The 26,713-nt window shown below is 72.7% G+C and carries 26 protein-coding genes; 15 read left to right on the top strand and 11 right to left on the bottom strand.

The genetic code is table 11. The annotated features are described in order from the left end of the window. The first annotated feature begins 57 nt into the window (after positions 1 to 57). A complete protein-coding gene (yidC, locus tag HN031_RS12310; protein ID WP_172270260.1) occupies positions 58 to 855 on the top strand; it encodes a membrane protein insertase YidC in 798 nt (265 codons plus the stop codon). Here yidC and HN031_RS12305 read toward each other — a convergent pair. Further along, positions 845 to 1,786 carry an NAD(P)-dependent alcohol dehydrogenase gene (locus HN031_RS12305; RefSeq protein ID WP_172270258.1) on the bottom strand — a complete coding sequence of 314 codons (942 nt, stop codon included), beginning with the start codon at positions 1,784 to 1,786 and terminating at the stop codon, positions 845 to 847. The two genes, yidC and HN031_RS12305, sit on opposite strands and share 11 nt — an antisense overlap. Before the next feature lie 82 nt (positions 1,787 to 1,868). Here HN031_RS12305 and HN031_RS12300 point away from each other — a divergent pair, with 82 nt between their 5' ends. Further along, the gene (locus tag HN031_RS12300) at positions 1,869 to 2,498 is read left to right on the top strand and encodes a TetR/AcrR family transcriptional regulator (protein WP_172270256.1); all 630 of its coding nucleotides are present in this window, start codon (positions 1,869 to 1,871) and stop codon (positions 2,496 to 2,498) included. Between the two features lie 64 nt (positions 2,499 to 2,562). Here the strand turns inward: HN031_RS12300 and HN031_RS12295 are convergent, their stop codons facing one another. Then, positions 2,563 to 3,180: a hypothetical protein gene (locus tag HN031_RS12295; RefSeq protein ID WP_172270254.1), complete on the bottom strand. Its 618-nt coding sequence runs from the start codon at positions 3,178 to 3,180 to the stop codon at positions 2,563 to 2,565. Positions 3,181 to 3,258: 78 nt separating this feature from the next. Here HN031_RS12295 and deoC point away from each other — a divergent pair, with 78 nt between their 5' ends. From deoC to HN031_RS12270, 5 genes are all read left to right on the top strand, one after another. Then, positions 3,259 to 4,236 (top strand): deoxyribose-phosphate aldolase, encoded by a 978-nt coding sequence (gene deoC, locus HN031_RS12290; protein WP_367650744.1) that lies wholly within the window; start codon positions 3,259 to 3,261, stop codon positions 4,234 to 4,236. A gap of 11 nt (positions 4,237 to 4,247) precedes the next feature. After that, positions 4,248 to 5,702 carry an aldehyde dehydrogenase family protein gene (locus HN031_RS12285; protein WP_172270252.1) on the top strand — a complete coding sequence of 485 codons (1,455 nt, stop codon included), beginning with the start codon at positions 4,248 to 4,250 and terminating at the stop codon, positions 5,700 to 5,702. Next, positions 5,702 to 6,562: an aldehyde dehydrogenase gene (locus HN031_RS12280; protein WP_172270250.1), complete on the top strand. Its 861-nt coding sequence runs from the start codon at positions 5,702 to 5,704 to the stop codon at positions 6,560 to 6,562. Before HN031_RS12285 ends, HN031_RS12280 begins: the two co-directional genes overlap by 1 nt. A 105-nt stretch (positions 6,563 to 6,667) precedes the next feature. Beyond that, complete coding sequence (locus HN031_RS12275; RefSeq protein WP_172270248.1) at positions 6,668 to 7,114, top strand: MarR family winged helix-turn-helix transcriptional regulator; 447 nt, start codon at positions 6,668 to 6,670, stop codon at positions 7,112 to 7,114. 17 nt (positions 7,115 to 7,131) lie between these two features. Continuing rightward, positions 7,132 to 7,773, top strand: a complete 642-nt coding sequence (locus HN031_RS12270; protein WP_216652122.1) for a maleylpyruvate isomerase family mycothiol-dependent enzyme — start codon at positions 7,132 to 7,134, stop codon at positions 7,771 to 7,773. A gap of 59 nt (positions 7,774 to 7,832) precedes the next feature. Here the strand turns inward: HN031_RS12270 and HN031_RS12265 are convergent, their stop codons facing one another. Next, on the bottom strand, positions 7,833 to 9,500 hold the full coding sequence (locus tag HN031_RS12265; RefSeq protein ID WP_172270246.1) for a substrate-binding domain-containing protein: 1,668 nt from the start codon (positions 9,498 to 9,500) through the stop codon (positions 7,833 to 7,835). A gap of 95 nt (positions 9,501 to 9,595) precedes the next feature. Here HN031_RS12265 and HN031_RS12260 point away from each other — a divergent pair, with 95 nt between their 5' ends. Next, positions 9,596 to 10,186, top strand: a complete 591-nt coding sequence (locus HN031_RS12260) for an ATP-binding protein (protein ID WP_172270244.1) — start codon at positions 9,596 to 9,598, stop codon at positions 10,184 to 10,186. On the opposite strand, the gene HN031_RS12255 is transcribed toward HN031_RS12260, so the two are convergent. Next, a complete protein-coding gene (locus HN031_RS12255; RefSeq protein WP_172270242.1) occupies positions 10,187 to 11,266 on the bottom strand; it encodes an adenosine deaminase in 1,080 nt (359 codons plus the stop codon). 35 nt (positions 11,267 to 11,301) lie between these two features. On the opposite strand from HN031_RS12255, the gene HN031_RS12250 reads away from it, so the two are divergent. After that, positions 11,302 to 11,754: a MaoC family dehydratase gene (locus tag HN031_RS12250; protein WP_172270240.1), complete on the top strand. Its 453-nt coding sequence runs from the start codon at positions 11,302 to 11,304 to the stop codon at positions 11,752 to 11,754. Positions 11,755 to 11,771: 17 nt separating this feature from the next. Here HN031_RS12250 and HN031_RS12245 read toward each other — a convergent pair whose 3' ends face one another. Beyond that, complete coding sequence (locus HN031_RS12245; RefSeq protein ID WP_172270238.1) at positions 11,772 to 12,818, bottom strand: NAD(P)-dependent alcohol dehydrogenase; 1,047 nt, start codon at positions 12,816 to 12,818, stop codon at positions 11,772 to 11,774. Between the two features lie 69 nt (positions 12,819 to 12,887). Between HN031_RS12245 and HN031_RS22335 the strand changes: the two genes are divergently transcribed. Then, on the top strand, positions 12,888 to 13,454 hold the full coding sequence (locus tag HN031_RS22335) for a TetR family transcriptional regulator (RefSeq protein WP_172270236.1): 567 nt from the start codon (positions 12,888 to 12,890) through the stop codon (positions 13,452 to 13,454). An 18-nt stretch (positions 13,455 to 13,472) separates the two neighbouring features. Here HN031_RS22335 and HN031_RS12235 read toward each other — a convergent pair whose 3' ends face one another. The 3 genes from HN031_RS12235 to HN031_RS12225 all read right to left on the bottom strand — a co-directional run bounded on the left by HN031_RS12235 (position 13,473) and on the right by HN031_RS12225 (position 16,876). Continuing rightward, complete coding sequence (locus HN031_RS12235) at positions 13,473 to 15,065, bottom strand: VWA domain-containing protein (protein WP_172270234.1); 1,593 nt, start codon at positions 15,063 to 15,065, stop codon at positions 13,473 to 13,475. A 96-nt stretch (positions 15,066 to 15,161) separates the two neighbouring features. After that, positions 15,162 to 16,457, bottom strand: coding sequence for a thymidine phosphorylase (locus tag HN031_RS12230; protein ID WP_172270231.1), 1,296 nt, complete (start codon positions 16,455 to 16,457; stop codon positions 15,162 to 15,164). After that, a complete protein-coding gene (locus HN031_RS12225) occupies positions 16,457 to 16,876 on the bottom strand; it encodes a cytidine deaminase (RefSeq protein WP_367650743.1) in 420 nt (139 codons plus the stop codon). Before HN031_RS12225 ends, HN031_RS12230 begins: the two co-directional genes overlap by 1 nt. Before the next feature lie 185 nt (positions 16,877 to 17,061). Here HN031_RS12225 and HN031_RS12220 point away from each other — a divergent pair, with 185 nt between their 5' ends. The 4 genes from HN031_RS12220 to HN031_RS12205 all read left to right on the top strand — a co-directional run bounded on the left by HN031_RS12220 (position 17,062) and on the right by HN031_RS12205 (position 22,354). After that, the gene (locus HN031_RS12220) at positions 17,062 to 18,180 is read left to right on the top strand and encodes a BMP family ABC transporter substrate-binding protein (RefSeq protein WP_172270227.1); all 1,119 of its coding nucleotides are present in this window, start codon (positions 17,062 to 17,064) and stop codon (positions 18,178 to 18,180) included. 87 nt (positions 18,181 to 18,267) lie between these two features. Then, the gene (locus HN031_RS12215) at positions 18,268 to 19,791 is read left to right on the top strand and encodes an ABC transporter ATP-binding protein (protein WP_172270225.1); all 1,524 of its coding nucleotides are present in this window, start codon (positions 18,268 to 18,270) and stop codon (positions 19,789 to 19,791) included. Further along, on the top strand, positions 19,788 to 21,053 hold the full coding sequence (locus HN031_RS12210) for an ABC transporter permease (RefSeq protein WP_367650742.1): 1,266 nt from the start codon (positions 19,788 to 19,790) through the stop codon (positions 21,051 to 21,053). The genes HN031_RS12215 and HN031_RS12210 overlap by 4 nt, the downstream gene beginning before the upstream one ends. Next, complete coding sequence (locus tag HN031_RS12205; protein ID WP_367650741.1) at positions 21,050 to 22,354, top strand: ABC transporter permease; 1,305 nt, start codon at positions 21,050 to 21,052, stop codon at positions 22,352 to 22,354. Before HN031_RS12210 ends, HN031_RS12205 begins: the two co-directional genes overlap by 4 nt. Before the next feature lie 5 nt (positions 22,355 to 22,359). Here the strand turns inward: HN031_RS12205 and HN031_RS12200 are convergent, their stop codons facing one another. Next, a complete protein-coding gene (locus HN031_RS12200) occupies positions 22,360 to 23,157 on the bottom strand; it encodes a trans-aconitate 2-methyltransferase (protein WP_172270223.1) in 798 nt (265 codons plus the stop codon). A gap of 127 nt (positions 23,158 to 23,284) precedes the next feature. On the opposite strand from HN031_RS12200, the gene HN031_RS12195 reads away from it, so the two are divergent. Next, positions 23,285 to 24,493: a HAMP domain-containing sensor histidine kinase gene (locus HN031_RS12195; RefSeq protein WP_172270221.1), complete on the top strand. Its 1,209-nt coding sequence runs from the start codon at positions 23,285 to 23,287 to the stop codon at positions 24,491 to 24,493. Here the strand turns inward: HN031_RS12195 and HN031_RS12190 are convergent. Then, entirely contained in the window at positions 24,479 to 25,672 is a 1,194-nt protein-coding gene (locus HN031_RS12190) for an amidohydrolase (protein WP_172270219.1), read from the bottom strand. The genes HN031_RS12195 and HN031_RS12190 overlap by 15 nt on opposite strands. Positions 25,673 to 25,677: 5 nt before the next feature. Next, positions 25,678 to 26,712 carry a methylmalonyl Co-A mutase-associated GTPase MeaB gene (gene meaB, locus HN031_RS12185; RefSeq protein WP_172271648.1) on the bottom strand — a complete coding sequence of 345 codons (1,035 nt, stop codon included), beginning with the start codon at positions 26,710 to 26,712 and terminating at the stop codon, positions 25,678 to 25,680. Between the last annotated feature and the right edge of the window lies 1 nt (position 26,713).

The following is a 26,713-nucleotide window of genomic DNA, read 5'->3' as shown; positions in this document are numbered from 1 at the left end:
GCTCGCCCCCGCGCGAGCACGCAGACCCGTCCCGCCCCACCTGCTCCAGGAGCCACCATGTCCCTGCTCGAACCGTTCAAGCACGCCCTCGCCGCGGTCCTCGCGGCCACCCACGACGGCCTCACCTCGCTCGGTGCCGGTCCCGACGCCGCCACCACGTGGCTGCTGTGCATCGCCGCCGTGGTCGTCCTCGTGCGCACCGCGCTGCTCCCCCTCGTGGTCCACGGGGTCCGGCAGGCACACGCCGCCGCCCGCGCCCGGCCGCACCTGCGTGGGATCGCCGAGCGCTACCGCGGCCGCACCGACGCCGAGAGCCTCCGGGCGCACCACGAGGAGCGCCGCCTGGTCTCCGCCGAGCACGGGGTCAGCCGTCTGGGCTGCCTCCCGGTGCTGGTGCAGCTGCCGGTGTGGCTCGGTCTCTACCACCTGCTGGCCGACGTGTCCTCCGGTGCCGCCGTCGGCGCCATGGGGCCCGACCTCGTGTCGTCCTTCGGCGCCGCCTCGGTCGTCGGGGTCTCGCTCGCCGGACGGGGCTACCTCGGTGCCGGTGCCGTCCACCTCGCCGTGGTCGCGGGCTTGGCGGTGACCGCCGCGGCGCTGTCCTACGTCACCCAGCGCTACGTCGTCGCGTCGAACACCACGGTCGACGGCCTGCCCGAGGCGGTCGTCACCGCGCAGGCCGTCCTCCCTGTCGTGTCGGCGGGCGGCCTGCTCCTCGCCGGCGGTGTCGCCCCGGTGGCGCTGCTCGTCTACTGGGTGTGCAGCTCCACGTGGACGCTGGGCCAGAGCGCCGTCGTCGCGCGCTGGTTCCCGACGCCGGGGACGGCGGCAGCGGCGAGGCGACTCACGGCGTGACCACCAGGTTGCCCACCTTGTGCCCGGAGTCGACGATGCGGTGCGCCTCGACGACGTCGGCGAGCGGGAGGGTGCGGTCGACCACGGTCTCCAGCTCGCCCGACTCGACGAGCTCGAGCAGCGTCGTGAAGTCCTCGGCTCGCTCCGGCGCCACGCCGGCGACGACGTCGCCCCGCGCCCTCAGGGTCGACCAGAGGTCGGCGACGACGAGCAGCAGCACGCCCCCCGGCGCGACGAGCGAACGACCCACGGCCGTGGAGATGCTCCCGACGGTGTCGAGCACGACGTCGTACCGTTCCGCGACGGTGTCCAGCGGGGTCCGGGCGTAGTCGATCACCGCAGCCGCCCCGAGGGACTCGACCAGTGCTCCGTTGGTCGGGCCGCACACACCGGTGACGCGTCCGCCTGCGCGGTGCGCGAGCTGGACGGCGGCCGCGCCGACAGATCCTGAGGCGCCGTTGACCAGGACGGCAGTGCCCGGGCGTACGCGGTCGCGCAGGAAGTGCAGGGCGGTGCTGCCACCGAAGAGGACAGCCGCGGCGTCAGCGTGGCTCACGGCGGCGGGCTTCCGCACGAGCTTGTCCGCCTTCACCGCGACGAGCTCCGCGTGCGCGCCCATGCCGGCGCCGGTCATCCCGCAGACCTCGTCGCCGACGGCCAGGCCGGTGACCCGGCCCCCGACCTGCTCGACCACCCCGGACAGCGTGACGCCGAGCACCTGCCGCCGGGGCCCGCGCACCCCCAGGACGAGCCGGGCCGGCGTGGCGAACCCGCGGGGGAACTGGGCCCCGCGGATGCGGGCGTCGCCGGAGTTGACGGTGGTCGCCGCGACCCGGACCACCACCTGCCCAGCGCCGGCCGCCGGGTCCGGGACCTCTCGCACCGAGACGACCTCCGGCGGTCCGTACCGCTCGACGACTGCTGCCTTCATGGCACCCACTCCCTTACGCCTGTAAGACGACCGTTCCGCACTGTAGCCTTACGTGTGTAAGCCGGTCGATCCGAGGAGCACGATGTCCAGACCACCTCTCTCCCCCGCGGCCATCGTCGAGGCAGCCACGAGGGTGGCCGACGCCGCCGGACTGGGTGGGGTGAGCATGCGCAGCGTGGGTCGCGAGCTGGGCGTCGAGGCGATGTCGCTCTACCACCACGTGACCAACAAGGACGCGCTGCTCGACGGTCTCGCTGACTGGGTGTTCACGCAGGTCGACCTGCCAGTGGTCGGCCGTCCGTGGCGCGCCCAGATGGAGCTGCGCGCCCGGTCGGCCCGGGAGGTCCTCGTCGCCCACCCCTGGGGGCTCGGCCTGATCGAGTCGCGTCGCAACCCCGGCCCGGCCACCCTCCGTCACCACGACACGGTGCTGGGCTGCCTGCGGACCGCAGGATTCTCCGTCCCGCTGGCCGCGTCGGCGTTCTCCGTCATCGACGCCTACGTCTACGGGTTCGTGCTGACCGAGGTGAACCTGCCCTTCGAGGCGGGAGCGGCGGCCGAGGAGCTCGTCGCCGGGATCGACCTGCTCGCCGAGCTCCCGCACCTCGCCGAGATGGTCGCGCAGCAGGTCGTCGGCGGCAGCTACAGCTACGGCGACGAGTTCGAGCCGGGACTCGCGCTGGTCCTCGACGGGCTCGAGGCGCGATTGTGAGACGTGGCCCGCTGCGCTGACCGGGACCCGGGTCCCGGGTCCGCAGACCCTCGCCGGCTGAGCCTCACAGGAAGAATGACACGACCAGCACCAGGGACGCCCCCGCCACCAGCCCGATGGGCAGCCACGCGGGCTCGCGGCGTACGGCGTCGGGCAGCGCCAGCTGCTCGCGCGACCCCGGCCGCACCCCGGCGGCGCTGCGGGCGTGCTCGACGAGCTCGCGGAGCCGGTCGTCGACGAAGTCGGGGTAGGACATGCCCTCGCGCGCCCCGCCGGCCTCGCCCCCGCCCCGTCCGGCGGTGATCGACTTGCGCCACGACCGGCCCACGACGGTCGACACCCAGCGCCGGTCGGCGGCGCGGACGGCCAGCACCTGGCGCACGGCGAGCTCCTCGACGGCGGCGAGGCGGATGTGCACGGTCTCGACGAGGTTGCGCATGACGAGGTGCTGCTCGGTGGCCCACAGCGCCGGGCGCAGCATGGCGGCCCAGGAGAGCACCGCGACCAGCAGCGCGGCGGCGGCCACCCAGGGCGGGAACCCGTCGTCGAGGTAGGCCAGCCCGGCCACGACGACGAGGCTCGACAGCACCAGCGCGAGCCAGCCCGAGACCCGGCCGCTGGTGGCGTGGAACCGCTCGACCACCGTGTCGGGCCCGTCGTGCTCGTCCTGCAGGCGTGCCATCTTCTCCTCGTCCAGCTGGGCAGATGTCGGCCCTCTGGGGATTGCCGGGCTCTTCGTGGCCAACTCTATGCTGGGTCGGTGACACCCACTGCCAGCCCTCAGGTGAGCGGGGCCTTCGACGACATCGTGCGCTCGGACTCCTCGCTGCGCCGCTTCCTGCACGGCCTGCCCGGCGTCGACCAGGTCGGCTGCGAGGCCCGCGCCGCCGGCCTCGCCACCCGCTCCATCAAGACCACGGCCAAGGCCTACGCCATCGATCTCGCGATCCGCATGGTCGACCTCACGACGCTCGAGGGCCAGGACACCCACGGCAAGGTCCGCGCGCTCGCGTCCAAGGCGATGCGGCCCGACCCCGCCGACCCGTCCTGCCCGGCCACTGCCGCCGTGTGCGTCTACCCCGACATGGTGGCGACGGCCAAGGAGGTCCTCGGCGACAGCGGCGTCCACGTCGCCGCCGTGGCCACCGCGTTCCCCAGCGGCCGTGCGGCGATGGACATCAAGCTCGCCGACACCCGTGACGCCGTGGAGGCGGGCGCCGACGAGATCGACATGGTCATCGACCGCGGCGCGTTCCTCTCCGGTCGCTACCTCGACGTGCACGACGAGATCGCGCAGGTCCGCGAGGCCTGCGCCCGCCCCGACGGCACCAGCGCGCACCTCAAGGTGATCTTCGAGACCGGCGAGCTGCAGACCTACGACAACGTCCGTCGTGCCAGCTGGCTGGCCATGATGGCCGGCGGCGACTTCATCAAGACCTCCACCGGCAAGGTGCAGCCGGCCGCCACCCTGCCGGTCACGCTCGTCATGCTCGAGGCGGTCCGCGACTTCCGCGACCAGACCGGCCGGATGATCGGGGTCAAGCCCGCGGGCGGCATCCGGACCACCAAGGACGCCATCAAGTACCTGGTGATGGTCAACGAGATCTGCGGCGCTGACTGGCTCGACCCCGACTGGTTCCGCTTCGGGGCCTCCACGCTGCTCAACGACCTGCTGATGCAGCGCACCAAGATGACGACCGGTCGCTACTCCGGTCCCGACTACTTCACGCTGGACTGAGGCTGAGCGACATGAGCAACCCCTTCGAGTATGCACCCGCGCCGGAGTCGCGCGCGATCGTGGACATCAAGCCGTCCTACGGCCTGTTCATCGACGGCGAGTTCGTCGACGGCACCGGCACGACGTTCAAGACCGTCAACCCGGCCACCGAGGAGGTGCTCGCCGAGGTCGCCGAGGCCAGCGACGCCGACGTCGACGCGGCCGTGAAGGCCGCCCGCCGGGCCCACACCCGCGTCTGGTCGCGGATGTCCGGCGCCGAGCGGGCCAAGTACCTCTACCGGATCGCCCGGATCATCCAGGAGCGCGGCCGCGAGCTCGCCGTCCTGGAGTCCATCGACAACGGCAAGCCGATCAAGGAGTCGCGCGACGTCGACGTCCCGATCGTCGCCGCGCACTTCTTCTACTACGCCGGCTGGGCCGACAAGCTCCAGTACTCCGGCTTCGGCACCACGCCGCTGGGCGTGGCCGGCCAGGTCATCCCGTGGAACTTCCCGCTGCTCATGCTGGCGTGGAAGATCGCGCCGGCGCTGGCCTGCGGCAACACCGTGGTGCTCAAGCCCGCCGAGACCACGCCGCTGACCGCCCTCCTCTTCGCCGAGATCTGCCAGCAGGCCGACCTCCCGCCCGGCGTGGTCAACATCGTCACCGGCGCAGGTGACACCGGGCGCGCCATCGTGTCGCACCCCGACGTCGACAAGGTCGCCTTCACCGGCTCGACCGAGGTCGGCAAGGCCATCGCCCGCGCGGTCGCCGGCAGCGACAAGAAGGTGACCCTGGAGCTCGGCGGCAAGGCCGCCAACATCGTCTTCGACGACGCGCCGCTCGACCAGGCCGTCGAGGGGATCGTCAACGGCATCTTCTTCAACCAGGGCCACGTCTGCTGCGCGGGCTCGCGCCTGCTCGTGCAGGAGTCGGTCGCCGATGAGGTGATGGACCGCCTCAAGCGCCGCATGGCGACGCTGCGCGTGGGCGACCCGCTCGACAAGAACACCGACGTCGGAGCGATCAACTCGGCCGAGCAGCTCGCCAAGATCCGCGAGCTGTCGGCGATCGGCGAGGCCGAGGGCGCCGAGCGGTGGTCGGCCCCGTGCGACCTGCCCGCCAACGGCTACTGGTTCGCCCCGACCGTCTTCACCGGTGTCTCCCAGGCCCACCGCATCGCCCGCGAGGAGATCTTCGGGCCGGTCCTGTCGGTGCTGACCTTCCGCACGCCGTCCGAGGCGGTCGAGAAGGCCAACAACACGCCGTTCGGCCTGTCCGCCGGCGTGTGGACCGACAAGGGCTCGCTCATCCTCTCGATGGCCAACCGCCTCCGGGCCGGTGTGGTCTGGGCCAACACGTTCAACAAGTTCGACCCGACCTCGCCGTTCGGCGGCTACAAGGAGTCCGGCTACGGCCGCGAGGGCGGCCGCCACGGGCTCGAGGACTACCTCAAGGGAACCAGCGTGAAGGGAGCGGACAGCTGATGAGCCGCATCGACGTGCGCAAGACCTACAAGCTCTACATCGGCGGGCAGTTCCCCCGCTCGGAATCGGGCCGCTCCTACGTCGTCAACGACGCCAAGGGCCGCCTGCTCGCCAACGCCGCGCTCGCCTCCCGCAAGGACGCCCGCGACGCCGTGGTCGCCGCCCGCTCCGCCTTCGGCGGGTGGTCGGGCCGCACCGCCTACAACCGTGCCCAGGTCGTCTACCGCGTCGCCGAGGTCCTCGAGGGCCGCCGCGAGCAGTTCGAGGCCGAGCTGCGCGCGGCCGAGGGGGTCTCCTCCTCCCGGGCCCGCGCCTACGTCGACGCCGCCATCGACCGCCTGGTCTGGTACGTCGGCTGGGCCGACAAGATCACCCAGGTCGTCGGCAACGCCAACCCCGTGGCGGGGCCCTACTTCAACCTGTCCACGCCCGAGCCGAGCGGCGTGATCGCCGTCGTCGCACCCCGAGGCCCGCTCCTCGGCCTGGTCAGCGTCGTGGCGCCGCTCATCGTCACCGGCAACACCGTGGTGGTGATCGCCAGCGAGCAGCACCCGCTGACCGCGATCACCCTCGGCGAGGTGATGGCGACCAGCGACCTGCCCGGTGGCGTGGTCAACGTCCTCACCGGCTCGCAGGCCGAGATCGCGCCGTGGCTGGCCTCGCACATGGACGTCAACGGCATCGACCTCACCGGCGTCACCGACCCCGCGCTCGCGACCGAGCTCGAGGTGGCGGCCGCCGACAACCTCAAGCGCGTACGCCGTCCCGCACCGGACACGGACTGGCTGGCCGAGCCCGACCTCGACCGGATGACGCGCTTCCTCGAGACCAAGACGGTCTGGCACCCGATCGGCGTCTGAGCCACCGATCGACCACGACGGCCCCCGGAGGACCTCCGGGGGCCGTTGCCGTACCCCTTGCCATCCCTGTTGCCGCTCCTGACCCAAAATGACATCATTGGTGTCATGTCATCCCGCGGTGAAGTCCTCTACGACCTGCTCCGCCTGGTCCGCCCGATCGTGCTCGGCTCCGCCCGCGTCGTGGACGAGGGCCTCCGCGGGACGGGGTGGACCGTGGGGTCCCGCGCCGTCATGGAGGTGCTGGTCGTCGACGGAGCGGCCACCGTCCCGCGCGTCGCCACGCGGTTGTCGCTCGCCCGGCAGAACGTCCAGCGCCAGGTCGACGAGCTCGTGCGGCTCGGGCACGTGGCGACCGCGCCCAACCCCGACCATCGCCGGTCCGTCCTCGTGGCACCGACCGCCGAGGGTCGTCGCCTCTTCGGCCGGGTGCACGACCGCGAGCTCGCGGACCTCGCCCGACTGGCCCCGGAGTGCTCGGTGCAGGAGATCGCCGCTGCGACCGAGGTGCTGCGCAGCGTCGAGGCCGCGGTCCGCGCCCGGTGGGCGCAGTGACCTGGGTGCAGGTCCCGGTGGACGCTGACGACGTCTTCGCCCGGACGACGCGCAACCGGCGGGCGGCAGCGGACCTCCTCGCGTCGCTGACGTCGGAGCAGTGGCAGGCGCCGACCCTGTGCGAGGGCTGGACGGTGCGGCACCTGGCCGCCCACCTCGTGCAGCCGATGGTCGTCGGCTTCGGTCGGTTCCTGCTCGTGTCGCTGCGCCACCGCGGGGACACGGCGGCGACCGTCGACCACGTCACCCGGTCCCTCGCCCGCCGCGAGCCGGCCGAGCTGGTGTCCCTGCTGCGCGAGCGCGCGGCCGACCGGGTGGACCCGCCGCGGGTCGGCCCGATGGGGCCCTTCGCCGACACCTGCATCCACCTGCGCGACATCGCCCGGCCGCTCGGCCTGCCGGCCGACGTGCCGCGGGAGGACTGGCTGCTGCTGCTCGACCACCTCGCGTCCGGGACGGCGGCACCCGCCCTGACGCGCCCGGGGTGGACCGACGGCCTCGCGCTGCGAGCCACCGACGCGGACTGGGCCCGCGGCTCCGGGGCCGTGGTGGAGGGCGCCCTGGAGGCCCTCGCGATGGCGGTCACCGGCCGCCCGGCGGCGCTGGACGACCTGCGCGGACCGGGCGTCGGGGTCCTGCGCGAACGCCTCGCACGCTGATCCTCCGGGCGGTGCGCCCGGTGGACCAGCGTGCGGGTCGGATCAGCGTGCGGGTCGGATCAGCGGTTGAGCAGGGCCTGGGCCAGCACGCCGAGGATCTCGTTGGGGTTGTTGACCAGGTAGTTCTGGCCGCCCGTCGCCGCGGCGATCTGGTCGAGCTCGCCGGTGTCGGCGTCCTGCGAGATGCCGATGATGATCACCTTGACCGGCTTCGCGGGGTCGCGGATCGACTTGAGCTGGTTGACCAGCGAGTCGAGCGACAGCGAGCTGGAGTCGTCGCTCGCGCCGTCGGTGAAGATCACCACGGAGTTGAACCACGCCGGGTCCCACTTCTCCTGCGCGTGCTTGTAGGCCGCGAGGGTGGTGTCCATCAGGCCGGTGGCACCCTTCACCCGGGCGACCAGGGCGTCCGCTTCCTTGCGGACCAGCTCGCCGTGGGTGCCGGCCTCGCCGGCGTCGGCGTCGAGCCGGTCCAGGGCGGCGTACTCGGCGAAGGACGCGCCGTCCTCGCCGCGGTTCTTGGAGAAGCCCCAGATGCCGATCCGCGCCTGGGCCGGGAACGCGTCGAGCGCCACCTGCGAGGCCTGGACCGCGAGCTGGATGCGCGTCGTGTCGCCGATCGCCATCTTCATGGAGCCGGACAGGTCGACCACGGCGAGGATGCTCGAGGGGACCGAGAGCACGCGCCACTGGCGCAGCGCGTCGTCGGTGGTCTTCTGCGGCACCGTGTCGAGGACCTGGGCGTTGCCGAGGCCGATCTCGTTGGGCAGCGGGGTGCCGTCGGGGCCGCGGAGCTCGGCGGCGGCGATCGCCTCGACGCCGGCGCTCGAGGTGAACCAGCGGGTCAGCGCGCGGCCGACGCGGGCGGAGAGGTCGCCGCCCGAGGCGAGGATGTCCTTGGTGCCGCGGTTCACGTCGATCAGCGGGTACTGCAGCATCGGCACACCGGTGCGCGGAGCCACCAGCGTGAGCTGGTCGTTGCTGCGGCGGGCCGACAGGTAGGCCTGCTCGGTGGCCGGCACCAGCTGGGTGCTCGAGGCCGAGATGGTGGACAGGTCGGTCTCGTTGGCGCTGCCGGCGACGGCGCGCTCGCCGTAGGTCTGGGCGACGGGCACGGTCTTGGCCTCGATCGAGGCGGGCGTCTGGCCGGTCTTCTTCATCTCGGCGTAAGGCGCCAGGAGCGCGAGCGCGGAGGCGCCCTCGGCGCTCGGGTCGGCCATCGAGAGGCTGCCACCGTCGAGGACCTGCGACCACGAGGCGGGGGCCTCGGAGGACGGACCACCGATGAGCCCGACGGGCGTCTGGGCGAGGACGTCGGCGACCGGGGTGCCGGTCCAGCCGGCCGCGGTGAGCTGGCCCTTCCAGGTGGGGCTGTCGGGGATCCAGATCTCGGGCAGCTGGGCCTCCGGGTCGCTGAGGACCGCGACGACGTCCTTCACGGACCCGGCCGTGACCTGGATGTCGATGCAGGGCTCGTCGGCGTTGACGTCCTTGACCGCCTTCCTGACCAGGTCCTCCATCACGGGGGCCGTGGTGAGGGTGACCACCTCGGAGACGCAGTCGGCCGCGCCGGGCTCGCTGCTGTCGCCGCGGGTGGCGAAGAAGCCGACGAGGGCGACGACGAGGAGCAGCGCCAGCCCGGCCAGCACCCAGGTGTTGCGGGGGCGCCGGGCAGCGCCGCCGGAGATGTCCGCGGTATCGGTCGCGGTCGAGTCGTCGAGACTCATGGAGGTCCTCCCACAGAGGTGTCAATCGGGGGTCTGGGCGAGACTAATCTCCAGTCCGGACGTCCGTGGCCGAACGAGGAAATGAGTCTGTAACCATGCACACAGCCCAGGTGGTCGTCCTGGCCGGCCCGAGCGGAGCCGGCAAGTCGCGGCTCGCCGAGCGGCTCGGACTCCCCGTCCTGCGCCTCGACGACTTCTACAAGGACGGCGACGACCCGACCCTCCCGCGCATCACCCACGGCGCCAACGAGGGCCTCGTCGACTGGGACCACCCCGACTCCTGGCACCGCGAGGACGCGATGGCGGCGCTGCGCGAGCTGTGCGGCACCGGGCGCAGCGAGGTGCCCGTCTACGAGATCGCGCAGAACGGGCGGTGCGGGTCCCGCACCGTGGAGCTCGGGGGCAGCACCCGCTTCGTGGCGGAGGGGATCTTCGCGCCGGACGTCGTGGCCGCCTGCCGCGACGACGGCATGCTCGCCGCGGCCTACTGCATCACCCAGCACCCGCTCGTGACGTTCTGGCGCCGGCTCACCCGCGACCTGCGCGAGCACCGCAAGCCGCCGCTGGTCCTCCTGCGCCGCGGGTTCGCGCTCATGCGCGACCAGCAGCGCGTGGTCGCGCACGCGGTCGAGCAGGGGTGCCGCCGGGCGACCGGTGACCGGGCGTACGCCGAGCTCAGCAGCTGATCAGGCCTCGGCCATGAGGTCGGCGTAGCCCGGCTTGACGACGCGGTCGATGATCGCGAGCCGCTCGTCGAAGGGCAGGAACGCCGACTTCATGGCGTTGATGGTGAACCAGCGCAGGTCCTCGAGCGTGTGGCCGAACGCCTCGACCAGCCCGAACATCTCCTGCGTCATCGACGTGCCGCTCATCAGCCGGTTGTCGGTGTTGACGGTGACCCGGAACCGCAGGTCGGTCAGCAGGCCGATGGGGTGCTCCGCGAAGGACTCCGCCGCACCCGTCTGGATGTTGGAGCTCGGGCACATCTCCAGGGGGATGCGCTTGTCGCGGACGTAGGCCGCGAGCCGGCCGAGCTCGACCGAGCCGTCCTCGGCCACCGTGATGTCGTCGATGATCCGCACGCCGTGGCCGAGCCGGTCGGCGCCGCACCACTGGAGGGCCTCCCAGATCGAGGGCAGGCCGAACGCCTCGCCGGCGTGGATGGTGAAGTGCGCGTTCTCGCGCTGGAGGTACTCGAACGCGTCGAGGTGCCGGGTGGGCGGGAAGCCGGCCTCGGCGCCGGCGATGTCGAAGCCCGCCACCCCGCGGTCGCGCCAGGCGATCGCGAGCTCGGCGATCTCCATCGACCGGGCCTGGTGCCGCATCGCGGTGAGCAGCTGGCGTACGACGATCCTGCCGCCACTCGCGGCCGCCCCCGCGTCGAAGCCCTCCTGCACGGCGGCGACCACCTCGTCGAGCGTCATCCCGCCGCTCACGTGCTGCTCGGGGGCGTAGCGCACCTCGGCGTAGACGACGCCGTCGGCGGCCAGGTCCTCGACGCACTCGCGCGCGACACGGGCGATCGCCGGGCCGTTCTGCATGACCGCCACCGTGTGGTCGAACGTCTCGAGGTAGCGCACCAGCGAGCCGGAGTCGGCGGAGTCGGCGAACCACTGCCCGAGCGACGCGGCGTCGCCGGCAGGCAGCTCGTGACCGATCTCGGCGGCGAGCTCGACGATCGTCTGCGGACGGAGCCCGCCGTCGAGGTGGTCGTGGAGCAGCACCTTGGGGGCCCGGTGCACCTGGTCGCGGGTGGGAGTGGTCACCGGCACATCCAAGCAGGCGGACTATGTTCGCCCCCATGCGCACCTTCACCACCCTCGACGACGTCGCCGCAGCCGCAGGGTCCGAGATCGGCACCAGCGAGTGGCTCGCGGTCGACCAGGCCAGGATCGACTCCTTCGCCGACGCCACGCTGGACCACCAGTGGATCCACGTGGACGTCGAGCAGGCGGGCGCCGGGCCCTTCGGCACGACGATCGCCCACGGCTTCCTCACCCTGAGCCTGCTCCCCCACTTCGCCTCGCAGGTCTTCCGCCTCGAGACGCCGGGCGCGCGGCTCAACTACGGCCTGGAGAAGGTGCGCTTCCCCCACCCGGTGCCGGTCGACAGCAGGTTGCGCTCCCACGTGCGCTTCGGCGAGGTGCGCGACCTGCCGCAGGGCAAGCAGCTCATCGTGGAGCACACCGTCGAGATAGAGGGTCGCGACAAGCCCGCCTGCGTGGCCCAGCACGTCGTGCTGCTGCTCGCCTGACGCCGCCGTACGGCTGGTCAGCCGAGGTCGCGCAGGTCGAGGGTGAACCGGTAGCGGACGTCGTTGCGTCCCAGCCGCTCCAGCGCGGTCGCGACCTGGGCGGACGGGACCGTCTCGACGTCGGCGGTGACGCCGTGCTCGCCGCAGAAGTCGAGCAGCTCCTGCGTCCTGGCCCGTCCGGCGCTGCCCGACGAGGCCAGCCGACGGCGCGCGCGCAGCAGGTCCATCGCGTCGACCCGCACCTCGCCGAGGTGGCCCACCACCACCAGCGTCCCGTCGAGGGCGAGCGTGCGCAGGTAGGGGCCGACCTCGTGGGCGCCGGGGACGCAGTCGATGACCAGGTCGAGGCTCTCCCCCGCCGCCGCCATGTCCTGCTCGTCCGTGGAGAGCACCACCCGGTGCGCCCCCAGCGCGCGGGCGTCGGCGGCCTTGTCGGCGGTGCGGGTGAACACCGTGACCTCGGCGCCGAGCGCGACCGCCAGCTTCACCGCGAGGTGGCCGAGGCCGCCCAGCCCGACCACGCCCACGCGGGTGCCGGGTCCGGCGCCCCACACGCGCAGCGGCTCCCACACCGTGACGCCCGCGCACATCAGCGGGGCGACCGCGGCGGGGTCCAGGGCGGGCGGGCGGTGGTAGACGAAGTCCTCGCGCACGACGTACGACGACGACCAGCCGCCGAGCGTGGTGGAGCCGTCGACCCGGTCGGTGCCGCCGTAGGTCAGCGTGGGGAACTCGACGCACATGTTCTCCTGGCCCGCGACGCACATCGCGCAGGTCCCGCACGAGTCCACGATGTTGCCGACGGCGACGGGGTCGCCCACCGCGAAGGACGTGACCGCGGGGCCGGTCGCGACGACCTCGCCGACGAACTCGTGGCCCGGGACGAGCGGGGTGCCGCCGCGGCCCGCGGCGGACCCGCTGAGCGCGTGCAGGTCGGTGTGGCACACCCCGCAGTGCGAGATCCGGACCTCGACGTCGTCGGGCCTGAGGTCGCGGCGGGTGAGGCCGACGAGCTCCACCTCGCCGGGGCGGTCGGTCGCTCGGTAGCCGGTGACCTTGGACATGGTGACTCCTGGTGGGGTGACGAGCAGTGCAGAACCAACCGGTTGGTTGGTTCTCGGTAGACTACCCCGGTGGGAAAGGCCGAGCAGACCCGTCAGCGGATCCTCGAGGCGGCGACGGCCGAGTTCGTGGCGCACGGCCTGGCCGGGGCGCGCGTCGACCGCATCGCCGCGACCGCCCGGATCAACAAGTCCCAGCTCTACGCCCACGTCGGCAACAAGGACGCGCTGTTCGACGCCGCCGTCGCTCTGCACGTCGCCGCCACGGTGGGCCGGGTCCCCCTGACCGTCGAGGACCTGCCCGGCTACGCCACCCGCCTCTACGACGCCTACCTGGCCGATCCCTCGCTGGTCCGGCTGCTGATCTGGTCGCGGCTCGAGCGCCGGCCGAGCGGTGACCTGTTCACCACCCCACACCACGACGGTCCCGCGCTGGCCCGCCTGCACGAGGCCCAGGTCGCCGGCGTGCTGGTGGCCGACGTCGACGTCGAGGACCTCTGGTCGATGCTCATCGCGCTGGCCGGCACCTGGGCGCAGGCCTCCCTCACCCGCACCGCCGACCCCGGCGACCCCGGGTCCCTGCACCGCCGTCGCCGGGAGGCGCTCGCCGCCACGGTGGCGCGGGCGTTCGTGCGCTGAGGCGGCCGGGCCGCGGGCTCACCGCGACAGCACCGCCTGGGCGAACACCTCCAGCACGTCCTCGGGCTCGGCGGCGAGGTAGGCCTCGCCACCGGTCACCTGCGCCATCCGGCGCAGGGCCGCGAGGTCGGCGTCGCCGCTGATCGCGATGCCGACCATCCGCACCGGCCGCTCGGGGTCGCGCAGCTCCTCGAGCCGCTGCAGCAGCGGCTCGAGCTCGATCGAGCCCGGGTCCTCGTTGCGGCCGTCGGTCATGAGGACCACCGCGTTGGAGTAGTGCGGGCGGTAGCGGCGCACCGCCTCCCGGTAGGCGGCTAGCGCGGTGTCGTAGAGCCCCGTGCCGCCATCGGTCAGGGCCGACATCTGGTCGGCGCGCTCGCGCAGGGCGTAGCGCTGGGTGCGGCCGAAGCGCAGGTCGTCGAGCCGGCGCATCGGCTCGAGCTCGCGCCAGTCCTGCCCGGGCCCGCCCTGGTCGATGGAGAACACCCAGAGCCCGACCCGGGCGTGGTCGGGGAGGAACGAGAGCCCGATCCGGGAGGCGTCGGCCAGCAGGTCCATGCGCGACCCGGTGCCAGCGTCGGCGTCCATCGAGCCGGAGGCGTCGACGACGGCCAGCATGGAGGAGGGCACGCTGAACAGGCCCCACGACCGCACCGCCCGGGAGATGGCCTCCCCCGACGGCGTCGGCAGGACCTTGCCCGCCGCGCCCGGCGCGCGCAGCCCCTCGGCGGCCACCAGGCGGCGTCCCTCCTCGGTGGCGAGGTGGGCGCGGAGCGCACGGGCGAGCGCCCGGGCGCCGGGTGCGGCGTCGCGTCGCACCGTGAGCGGGAAGTCGAGCGCGGGCGAGCCGACGCCCGGGGTCAGGTCGCGCAGGTCGTCGCGGTCGGGAACGCCGGTGAGCTCCTGCTCGGTGGTGACGACGAGCCGGGGCGACCGGCGGGCGAACATCGCGGGCCGGACGGTGTCGTCGGCACCGCGCACCCGGCGGGCGCCGTAGGCCTGCGCGAAGGGGACCAGCATCTCGCGGGCGTCGACGCGGCTGCGGCCCACGGCGCGGGCCTCGGCCTCGGGGGCCGTGACGGCGAGCGCGCCGGACACGGACGAGGCCGGGTCGGGGACGGACACCAGCTTGGAGGCCTCGGCGTCGCCCCAGGAGCCGAACCGGCGCGCCTGGTTGCCGCCGACCAGCAGGACCGGCGTCGTGGCGAGGCTCGCCCCGAGCCGCAGCTCGGGCCGGGCGGCGGGACCGAGGTGGGCCGCGGTGGTGAGGTAGCGGGCCTCCGGGATCCAGATGTCCGGGAGCGCCCCTCCCATGGACACGCCCTGGGCGACGTCGATGCCCGAGCGCATGGCGGGCTCGACGGACGTGCAGGCCGGCGTGGCCTCCTCGAGGGCCGTGACGACGACGCCGTAGATGGCGGGCGCCACGGCCACGTCGACGGTGCGGAACCGGTCGCAGCCCGGCGCCGCGGCCTCGCTGCCCGGCCTGGCCATCGCGAGCCAGGTCGCGCCCGCACCGACGACCAGCCCCGTCACCATCACCACCGTCGCCAGCACCGCGGTGGACATCATCCTGGCGCGGCCCGACCCGCGCTCGTCGTTGTTCTGCATGGGCTCTCCCCGGATCCCTAAAGTAAAGGAACGCTAGGAACAGAACCGCGGCGAACGGGTGCTACCGACGGGTCATCGTCAGAGTTGGGGACGGCCTCAGCCGATGCGCTCCAGCACGATGTCGCTCGGGGTCGCCCGGTCCGCCCCGTCGCCGCCCGAGCCGATGTCGTAGCCGCCCTCGAGCGAGGCGAGGGCACGCTCGAAGCGCGCCGGCTCGTCGCTGAGCAGTGTGAACAGCGGCTCGCCCTCCGTGACCTCGTCACCCGGCCGGGCGTGCCACACGACGCCGGCGCCGGCCTGCACCGGGTCCTCCTTGCGGGCCCGGCCCGCACCGAGGCGCCACGCGGCCATCCCGACCGCCATCGCGTCGAGCCGGGTCAGCGTGCCGCTGCTCGGGGCGGTGACGACGTGCGACTCCCGCGCCTCGGGCAGGGCCGCGTCGGGGTCGCCGCCCTGCGCCCGGATCATCGCCTTCCAGGCGTCCATCGCCGACCCGTCGGCCAGCTTGTCCGCGGGGTCCACGTCACCGCGCCCGGCGCCCGCGAGCATCTCGCGGGCCAGCGCCAGGGTCAGCTCCACCACGTCGGCGGGGCCGCCACCGGCGAGCACCTCGACCGACTCGGCGACCTCGATCGCGTTGCCGGCGGTCAGGCCGAGGGGGGTCGCCATGTCGGTGAGGAGCGCGACCGTGTGCACGCCGGCGTCCGTGCCGAGGCCGACCATGGTCTCGGCGAGCTCGCGCGCGCTGTCGACGTCCTTCATGAAGGCGCCGCTGCCGACCTTGACGTCGAGCACGAGCGCGCCGGTGCCCTCCGCGATCTTCTTGCTCATGATCGAGCTGGCGATGAGCGGGATCGCCTCCACCGTGCCGGTCACGTCGCGCAGGGCGTAGAGCTTCTTGTCGGCGGGGGCGAGGCCCTCGCCCGCCGCGCAGATGACCGCGCCGACCTCCTCGAGGATCGCGACCATCTCCTCGTTGCCGAGGTCCGCGCGCCAGCCCGGGATGGACTCGAGCTTGTCGAGGGTGCCGCCGGTGTGGCCGAGGCCGCGGCCCGACAGCTGCGGCACGGCCACGCCGCACGCCGCGACGAGCGGGGCCAGCGGGAGGGTGATCTTGTCGCCGACGCCGCCGGTGGAGTGCTTGTCGGCGGTGGGCCGCGACAGCGTGGAGAAGTCCATCCGCTCCCCCGACGCGATCATCGCCGCGGTCCAGCGGGAGATCTCGGTGCGATTCATGCCGTTGAGCAGGATCGCCATGGCGAGCGCCGACATCTGCTCGTCGGCCACCTCGCCGCGGGTGTAGGCGTCGATCACCCAGTCGATCTGGCTGTCGGTGAGCTCGTGCTTGTCGCGCTTGGCGAGGATCACCTCGACGGCGTCGTGTGCGGGCATCAGGACCGTCCTGCCTCGTCGGTGGCCACCCGGGCCAGGTCGTCGGGCCCGAAGGCGTCGGGCAGCACCTCGCTCATCGGCTTGACCCCGGAGACGGTCCACAGCAGCAGGTCGCGCCCGCCGTGCTCGAAGAGCAGCTGGCGGCAGCGCCCGCACGGCATGATCACCTCGCCGTCGCCGTTGACGCACACGAAGTGGGTGAGCCGCCCGCCCCCGCTGGCGTGCAGCTGGGACACCAGCCCGCACTCGGCGCACAGCACGACGCCGTACGCCGCGTTCTCCACGTTGCAGCCGACCACCGTGCGTCCGTCGTCGACCCGCGCCGCGGCCCCGACGGGGTAGTGCGAGTAGGGCGCGTAGGCGCGGCCCATCACCTCGACGGCGGCCTGCTTGAGCTCGTCCCAGTCCCTCTGTTCCACGCGGCCACTATGGCGCATACGGCGAACCGCCGGTCTTCGGCATCTTCCGCCGAAAGTCCTCCGGCGGGTTTTAGGTCTCAAACGCATTTCGGAACACCGCAACCCCGTGACGCAGCGAGCCGTGGCAGGCATCATGACGCCGAACGCTGGCCCCAACCCCGGGGTGCACGATTTTGGAGGCATTTGTGTTGAAGACGAGGAAGGTCGTCTCGAGCGGCCTCGTGGCCCTGCTCGCGGCCGCGACCCTGGCTGCGTGCGGCGACGCACCCGCGGAGGAGACGAACGGCGGGAGCGGGAGCGGGAGCGAGCCCGCCGCCAGCGACTTCCTGCCCTGCATCGTGTCCGACGCCGGCGGGTTCGACGACAAGTCGTTCAACCAGCTCGGCTACGAGGGCGCCAAGCAGGCCGCCGACGAGCTCGGCGTGGAGCTGAAGCCGGTCGAGTCCAACAGCGAGAACGACTATGCCCCCAACCTGGAGAGCCTGGTCGGCGAGGGCTGCGACGTCATCGTGACCGTCGGCTTCGCCCTGGCCGCCGCGACCAAGGAGTCGGCCGCGGCCAACCCCGACATCGAGTACGTCCTGATCGACGACTCCGCCGACGGCGGCGACGACGGCGAGACGTTCGACGGCAAGGCCGACGAGCCCAACATCAAGCCGCTGCTCTACAACACGGCCGAGGCCGCGTTCCTCGCCGGCTACGCCGCTGCCGACTACACCAAGACCGGCAAGGTCGGCACCTTCGGCGGCCTGCCCTTCCCGACCGTCACCATCTTCATGGACGGCTTCAAGCAGGGCGCGGAGTACTACGCCGAGGAGAAGGGCAAGGACGTCGAGGTCGTCGGCTGGGACGGCAAGGACGGCTCCTTCACCGGGGGCTTCGAGGCCAACGAGGCCGCGACCAGCACCGCCAAGCAGATCCTCGACCAGGACGTCGACGTGGTCCTCCCCGTCGGTGGCCCGATCTACCAGGGCGCGATCACCGCGATCGAGGACTCCGGCAACGACGTCGCCATGATCGGCGTGGACGCCGACCTGTTCGAGACCGACCCCGACACGCAGGACTACGTCATGACCTCGATCCTCAAGGGCATGAAGGTCTCGACCTACGAGGCCGTCCTGGCCGCGGGCAACGACGAGTTCGACTTCGAGCCCTACGTGGGCACCCTCGAGAACGACGGCGTCGGCATCGCCCCGTTCCACAACTTCGAGGACAAAGTCAACCCCGAGCTGGCCGACGAGCTCGAGACCGTCAAGGCCGGCATCATCGACGGCTCGATCAAGGTGAACTCCTACCTGGGCTGATCACCCGCGCTCCACATCGGAGGGAGGCCGACGGACCCGTCGGCCTCCCTCTCTTTTGCCAAGATCCGACCCCTAGGATGCGATGCCATGAGACTCGTCCTGCGAGGCATCACCAAGCGCTTCGGCAGCGTGGTGGCCAACGACTCGATCTCCCTCACGGTCGAGCCCGGTGAGATCCACTGCCTGCTCGGCGAGAACGGCGCGGGCAAGTCGACGCTGATGAACGTGCTCTACGGCCTCTACCGGGCCGACGAGGGCGAGATCGAGCTCGACGGCGAGGTGCAGCACTTCACCGGCCCCGGCGACGCGATGGCCGCGGGCATCGGCATGGTGCACCAGCACTTCATGCTCATCCCGGTCTTCACCGTCGCCGAGAACGTGATGCTCGGCAACGAGTCCACCGGCTTCGCCGGCACCCTCGACCTCGACGCGGCCCGTGACCGCGTCACCGAGATCTCCGAGCGCTTCGGCTTCCACGTGAAGGCCGACGCGCTCGTCGAGGACCTCCCGGTCGGCGTGCAGCAGCGGGTCGAGATCATCAAGGCGCTCTCCCGCGACGCCGAGCTGCTCGTCTTCGACGAGCCCACCGCGGTGCTCACGCCGCAGGAGACCGACGAGCTGATGGACATCATGCGCCAGCTCAAGGAGGCCGGGAAGGCCATCGTCTTCATCACCCACAAGCTGCGCGAGGTGCGCGAGGTCGCCGACCGGATCACCGTGATCCGCCACGGCAAGGTGGTCGGCGAGGCCGACCCCAAGGCCAGCAACGCCGAGCTCGCCTCGATGATGGTCGGCCGCCCCGTCGAGCTGGTGGTCCACAAGGACGAGCCGACGCTCGGGGCCGAGGCGCTCGTCGTGGAGGACCTGCGGGTCGTCGACGCCGCCGGTCACGTCCAGGTCGACGGCATCTCCTTCACCATCCGCGCCGGCGAGGTCCTCGCCGTGGCCGGCGTGCAGGGCAACGGCCAGACCGAGCTCACCGAGGCCCTCCTCGGGCTGCAGGACGACGTCAGCGGCTCGGTCGTGCTCGACGGCGAGCAGCTCGTCGGCCGCTCCACCCGCCGGATCCTCGACGCCGGGGTCGGCTTCATCCCCGAGGACCGACAGGTCGACGGCCTCGTGCCCGGCTTCACCATCGCCGAGAACCTCATGCTCAACCGCAGCTTCAGGTCGCCGTTCGTCAAGAACGGCTCCCTGCGCCTCGGCGCGCTCCGCGCCTTCGCCGAGAAGAAGCTCAAGGAGTACGACGTCCGCGCGCGCGACATCCACTCGCTGGCCGCCAACCTCTCCGGCGGCAACCAGCAGAAGGTCGTCGTGGCCCGCGAGCTGTCGCGCGACCTGCGCCTGCTCGTCGCCGCCCAGCCCACCCGCGGCGTCGACGTCGGCTCCATCGAGTTCATCCACAAGCAGATCGTCGCGACCCGCGACAGCGGCATCCCGGTCATGGTGGTCTCGACCGAGCTCGACGAGGTGGTGGCCCTGGCCGACCGCATCATGGTGCTCTACCGCGGTCGCGTCGTCGGCATCGTGCCGGCCGACACCCCGCGCACCACCCTCGGGCTGATGATGACCGGCGAACGCCCCCAGGACGTGAAGGACGTGGTGGCGTGAGCGACACCGACAAGCCGCAGCCCGACGAGAAGCCCACCGGCGGCAGCACCCGCGTCGACGCGCCCGTCGACCCCGCCGAGGACTCCGCCGCCACCTCCGGCGACCGGTCGCGCTCCCTGCTGCGCGAGATCGCCTCCGGCGACGCACTGGCCGGGGTGCTCGCGGTGTTCCTCGCCGTCTTCGTCGGCTCGGTGATGATCGCCGCGACCGACGAGACCGTGCGGGAGACCGCGAGCTACGTCACCGCCCGACCCTCCGACTTCTTCACCGCCCTGTGGGACGCCATCTCCGGCGCCTACAGCGCGATGTTCCGCGGCGCCGTGTTCAACTACAACCTCACCGAGCCCGCCCAGCAGTGGCGCCCGCTCACCGAGACCATGAAGTTCGCCGGCCCGCTGGTCCTCGGCGGCCTCGGCGTGGGGCTGGCGTTCCGCGCCGGCTTGTTCAACATCGGCGGCCGCGGCCAGATGCTGGTCGCCGGCGGCGCCGCCGGCTGGGTCGGCTTCCAGCTCGACCTCCCCACGGCGATCCACCTGCCGCTCGCGATCCTGGTCGGCATGGCCGCCGGCGCACTGTGGGGCGGCATCGCGGGCCTCCTCAAGGCCCGCACGGGTGCCCACGAGGTGATCGTCACGATCATGCTCAACTACGTCGCCTACTACCTGCTCTTCTACGCCCTCACCAAGGAGTGGCTGCTCAAGACGCCGGGCTCGGTGAACCCGAAGTCGCCGCCGATGAAGCAGTCGGCGGTCCTGCCGGACGTGCTGGGCGAGCAGTTCAACCTGCACCTCGGGTTCGTGATCGCGCTCGTCGCGGTCGCCGTGGTGTGGTGGGTGCTCAACCGCTCCACCTTCGGCTACCGGGTGCGCGCCGTCGGCGAGAACCCGCACGCCGCGCGTGCGTCCGGCATCAACGTCGGGCGGACCTACACGGTCGTGATGATGGTCGCCGGCTCGCTGCTGGGCCTGGCGGGCATCAACCAGGTGCTCGGCACCGTCACGAGCGGCGTCTCCCTCGACCTCGACGCGGCGATCGGCTTCGACGCCATCACCGTGGCGCTGCTCGGCCGCTCCCGTCCGCTGGGCATCCTCGCCGCGGGGATCCTGTTCGGCGCCTTCAAGGCCGGCGGCTTCACCATGCAGACGTCCGAGAACATCTCGGTCGACCTGGTGCTCGTCGTGCAATCGTTGATCGTCCTCTTCCTCGCCGCACCCCCGCTGGTGCGCGCGATCTTCCGGCTCCCCGCCCAGGAGGCCAAGTGAGCACCGCGACCCAGCAGCCCGTGCCCGAGAGCGGTGGGCTGGCTCCCGACACGGCCGTGACCCCCACCCGGGGTGCCGGCGCCCGCAAGCTGCCGATCATCCTCGGCGTGCTGACGGTGCTCCTCGCCGTCGTGCTGCTGCGCTCGAGCCACTCCGGCAGCACGACGTTCCAGCTCGCCGTCGACAGCGACTTCGTCCAGCTGCCCGACATCGTCGTGCCGTCCGGGCCGACCGCGTGGGTGATGGTGGTGGTCTGCCTCGCGCTCACCGCCGAGGCCCTCCGCCGGATGCTGGCGCGCTCGCGGCAGCCGCTGTGGATCCCGATCGCCTTCGCGGTCGCGTGGATGATCGGCTTCCTCAGCTGGGCCGCCGCCGACGGCACCATCCTCGTGGTGAGCCTGCTGGGCGGCGCCGTGGCGCTGGCGATCCCGCTGGTCTTCGGCGCCCTCGGTGGCGTGCTCGGCGAGCGGGCCGGCGTGGTCAACATCGCCATCGAGGGCCAGCTGCTCCTCGGCGCGTTCGCCGCCGCGATCGCCGCCTCGACGACCGGCTCGCCGTGGGCCGGCCTCGTCGCCGCCGCGGTGGCCGGCGCCCTGGTCGCGCTCGTCCTCGGCCTGTTCGCGATCACCTACTTCGTCGACCAGGTCATCGTCGGCGTGGTGCTCAACGTGCTCGTGCTCGGCCTGACCAACTTCATGTTCCGCCAGGTGCTCACGCCCAACGCCGAGACGCTGAACTCCCCCGACCGCTTCCAGCGGCTGCCCATCCCGATCCTCGGCGACATCCCGCTGATCGGCCCGATCCTGTTCCGCCAGACCCCGCTCGTCTACGTGCTCTACGTCGTCGTCGCGCTGGTGGCGTACGCCCTCTACCGCACCCGCTGGGGCCTGCGGGTCCGTGCCGTCGGCGAGCACCCGAAGGCGGCCGACACGGTCGGCATCAAGGTCAACCGCACCCGCTACCGCACGATCCTGCTCGCGGGCCTGATCGCCGGCATGGGCGGCGCCTACTACAGCCTGGTCTCGGTCTCCCAGTTCAACCGCGAGATGACCGGCGGGGCGGGCTACATCGCGCTGGCGGCGGTCATCTTCGGCAAGTGGGACCCGATCCGGGCCACCCTGGCCGCGCTGCTCTTCGGCTTCGCGTCCAACCTCCAGGGCGTGCTGTCGGCGATCGGCTCCCCGGTCCCCAGCCAGTTCATGCTGATGCTCCCCTACCTCGTCACCATCTTCGCGGTGGCGGGCCTCGTGGGCCGGTCCCGGCCGCCCGCGGCGGACGGAGTGCCCTACCGACAACAGTGAGCGGGTCAGCCGCGGCGCCGGGCCACCTGCAGCACCGCGCCCCAGCCGCGCACGAGGCGCCCGTCGGGACGGCTCGCGAGCCGGCGGCGGACCTCGGCGTACAGGTGCTCCCGCTTCGCGGGCGCCATCGCGATGTGGCCGGAGAAGGTGTCGAGCAGGCGCAGGTACCCCTCGGCGTCGTAGGTGACCTCCCAGTCGACCTCGCGGACGGTGACGACCTCGAAGAGTCCGGTCCCGTCGATCTCGTCGCGCTGGTCGGGCAGCCCGCCGGGCCGGGGACGGACCGCGTCGCCGGGCAGCGCCTCCCCGATCTCGTCGTAGACCGGTTGGATCTCGGCGAAGAACGGGTCACCCCCGTCGGGGAAGACGTGGGTGGCGCTCCAGAAGGCCAGGTGCCCGCCCGGCACGAGCAGCTCCCAGGCCCGCCGGTAGCGCACCGTCGGGTCCAGCCAGTGCCAGGCGGTCGCGGCGAGGACGAGGTCGAAGCGCTGCGGCGTCGCCGGTCGGTAGGTCTCGAAGGCCGTCTCGACGACGTCGACCTCCTCTAGCTCGGCCAGGTTGCGTCGCGCCGCGGCGGCGAGCGCCGGACCCGGTTCGAGGCAGGTCATCGCGAACCCACGCCGCGCGAGGGGCAGCGTCGCCTTGCCGGTGGCGCAGCCGATCTCCAGCAGCCGGTCGCCTTCGTGCAGGCCGGCGGCGGCGACGAGCGCGTCGTACAGCTCGGTGGGATAGTCGGGCCGCGCCTCCTGGTAGGTGTCGGCAGCGGAGTCGAAGGTCGTCCGCAGGTCCCGTGGCTCGCCCATCGAGCGATCATCGCAGCCGGCGGATGTCCGGGTCCGGTCACCGCCCGGGCGGCTCTCGTGCTCTACTGAAAAGGCGGCCGGAGCCCGGCCGAGGCGTTCACCGCGACCAGCACCCGGGAGGAACCCGATGCACGACGACCGGCCCCGCCCCGCAGCCCCTGGGCGCACGTCGCCCGAGGGCGCACCCGACGAGGGCTCGGAGCGCTACGCGTCGATGTTCACCCACCACCCCCACGCTGCCTACTCGGTGGACCGCAGCGGCCACTACACCGACGCGAACGGCCACGCGCTCGCGATGACCGGGCTGACGCTGGAGCAGATGCGGCGCTCGCACTACTCCGACGTCATCCACCCCGACGACGTCCACCTCATCGACGAGAGCTTCGCCAACACCCTCACCGGCATCCCCCAGCTCACCGAGGCCCGCGTGCTCCGGCCGGACGGCGAGGTCATCGACATCCGGTGCACCATGATCCCCGTCGTGGTCGGCGGCGAGGTCGTGGGCGTGCACGGCATCGCCGAGGACGTCACGGCAGCGAAGGAGCTGGTGCGCCAGCTCGAGGAGGCCAACGCCGCCAAGAGCCTGTTCCTCGCCACCGTCAGCCACGAGGTCCGCACCCCCCTGGCGGCGCTCGTCGGGGCCACCGAGCTGCTGGTGCACGCCGACCCGGGGGCGGAGCAGGAGCACTACGTGCAGATGGTGCACCGCTCCGGCCAGCGGCTGATGCACCTGGTCAACGACCTGCTGGACTACTCCGGCCTCGAGGCGCACCAGGACGTGCTGCACCCCCGCGTGTTCGGGCTGCGCGCCGCCGTCGACGACGTCGCCGGGTGGGCGGTCCCCCTGGCCGAGGCCCGCGGCCTCACGTTCTCGCTCACCGTCGACGAGTCGGTCCCCGTGACGGCGTTCGGCGACGGGCGCCGCGTGGTGCAGGTGGTGACCAACCTGGTGCAGAACGCGCTCAAGTTCACCGACCGGGGCGGCGTCGAGGTGCGGGTCGAGGCCCGCAGCGGCGCACCGTGCCCGGACGAGGAGGAGTGCACCGCCGACACCTGGGTGCGCTTCGAGGTCGCCGACACCGGCATCGGCATCGCCGAGGACCACCTGCAGGCGTTGTTCGAGCCCTTCACCCAGGTCGACCCCCACGCTGCCCGCGAGCACCGGGGGGTGGGTCTGGGCTTGGCCATCTGCCGCGCCCTCGCCGACCTGCTGGGCGGTCGGCTCGACGTGCGGTCCACGCCGGGCGTCGGGAGCACGTTCACCTTCGGCGTCCCGCTGGCGAGGGTCACCGAGGACGGCACCGAGGACGGCGACGTGCCGTCAGCGACCGGCTGAGAGCGCCGTCACCGCGGCCTCGGCCAGCACCCGCGAGGCGATGCACGTGGCGCCCTCGTCGATGCGCAGGTTGCCCTGGTGGAGGTCGTAGGTCGGCCCTCCGGGCGAGCGGGTGCCGAGGCGCGCCATCGCGCCCGGGACGGAGTCGAGGTACCAGCCGAAGTCCTCGCCGCCGAGGCTCTGCGCGGTGGAGACGTGACCGTGCGGGCCCAGCACGCGCTCGAGGGCCTCGCCGAGCAGGGCGGTGGAGACCTCGTGGTTGACCACCGGCGGGACGCCGCGCTGGTAGGTCACCTCGGCGGTCACGCTGTAGGGGGCGACGATCGCGCTGATCAGCTGGCGGATGAGGTGCTCGGCGTCTGCCCAGGCGACCGCGTCGAGCATCCGCACGGTGCCGGCGACCGTGCCGCCGTGCGGGATGACGTTGTGGGCCGAGCCGGCGCGCACCATGCCCCACACGACGCTGACCCCGGCGCGGGGGTCGAGGCGACGGCTGAGGATGGCGGGCAGCTCGGTGATGACCTTGCCGAGCGCGAAGGTGAGGTCCTCGGTGAGGTGGGGCCGCGAGGTGTGGCCGCCCTTGCCGATGAGCCGGACGGTCAGCGCGTCGGCGGCGCCGGTGAGCGGCCCCTCCCGCAGGCCGATCCGTCCCACGTCGAGGCTGGGGTCGCAGTGCAGGCCGAAGACGTGGCTGACGCCTTCGAGCGCGCCGGCCGAGATGAGGTGCAGCGCCCCACCGGGCATGACCTCCTCGGCGGGCTGGAAGAGCAGTCGTACGCGCCCGGGCAGCAGGCCGCGCGTCGCGACCTCGGCGAGCGCGAGCCCCGCGCCCACCAGGCCGGCGGTGTGGACGTCGTGCCCGCAGGCGTGCGCGACCCCCGGGTTGGTGCTCCGCCACGGGTCGGAGATGAGGTCGTCGACCGGCAGGGCGTCCAGGTCGGCCCGCAGCGCCACCAGCGGTCCCCCGTGCCCGACCTCGGCGAGCACACCCCCGCCCTCGGGGCGGCTCGTGGTCCAGCCGGCGTCCTCGAGAGCGGACACGACGAGGTCCGAGGTGCGGCTCTCGGCCCAGCTGAGCTCGGGGTGCGCGTGGAGGTCGCGACGGAAGGCGACGAGGTCGTCGGCGTGCTTGTCGACGACCTCGGCGATGACGGATGTGGCGGGGACAGCGGTTGGCATGACCCTCACAGGTTAGTTGGTCCGTCCCACCCGTGCGGGCGATGGTCATAAGCGGCCAGGATCCGGTCGGCGGCCAGGGGTGCCGGGAGCTCCCCCGACAGCACGGCACGGCGTACGTCGTCGCGCACCGCGGCGACCTCCGGCGACGACCGCAGCCGCTGGTCGAGCTCGTCGCGCACGAGCGCCCAGGTGAAGTCGAGCTGCTGCCCCGCGCGCTTGCGGGCCAGCCCGTCCTCGCCGAGGTGGTCGCGGTGGGCTCCCACGCGCTGCCACACGTCGTCGACACCGGTGCCGGTCAGCCCCGAGCAGGTCACGACCGGCGGCGCCCACTCGGCGTGGCCGCGCACCAGGCGCAGGGCGCCGGCGAGCTCGCGCGCGGCGACCCGCGCCTCCCCCTCGTGGTCGTCGCCGCCCGCCGCGTCGGCCTTGTTGACCGCGACGACGTCGGCGATCTCGAGGATGCCCTTCTTGATGCCCTGCAGCTGGTCGCCGGTGCGCGCGATGGTGAGGAAGAGGAACGTGTCGACCATCCCGGCGACCGTCACCTCCGACTGCCCGACGCCGACGGTCTCGACCAGCACGACGTCGTGGCCCGCCGCCTCGAGCACCAGCATCGCCTGGACGGTCGCGCGGGCGACGCCGCCGAGGGTGCCGGCCGACGGGGAGGGCCTGATGAACGCGCGGGGGTCGACCGACAGCGTCGCCATCCGGGTCTTGTCGCCCAGGACCGAGCCGCCGGTGCGCACCGACGACGGGTCCACGGCGAGGACGCCCACCCGGTGCCCGGCCGCGGTGAGCCGGGTGCCGAGGGTCTCGATGAAGGTGGACTTGCCGACGCCCGGCACGCCGGAGATGCCGACCCGCGTCGCGGGCGGCCGCTCGACCTGCGCGAGCGCGGTCAGCAGGTCGCGGGCCGCGACCCGGTGCTCGCCGCGCGAGGACTCCACCAGCGTGATCGCACGAGCGACGTCCGCGCGCCGACCGGCGCGCACGCCGTCCACGAGCGCGGCGACGTCCACGGGACGGGCGGCCCGCGCCATC

The sequence above is a fragment of the Nocardioides sp. zg-1308 genome (assembly GCF_013155375.1).
Lineage (GTDB): Bacteria > Actinomycetota > Actinomycetes > Propionibacteriales > Nocardioidaceae > Nocardioides > Nocardioides renjunii.
This window is presented reverse-complemented; position numbering and strand designations above follow the sequence as displayed.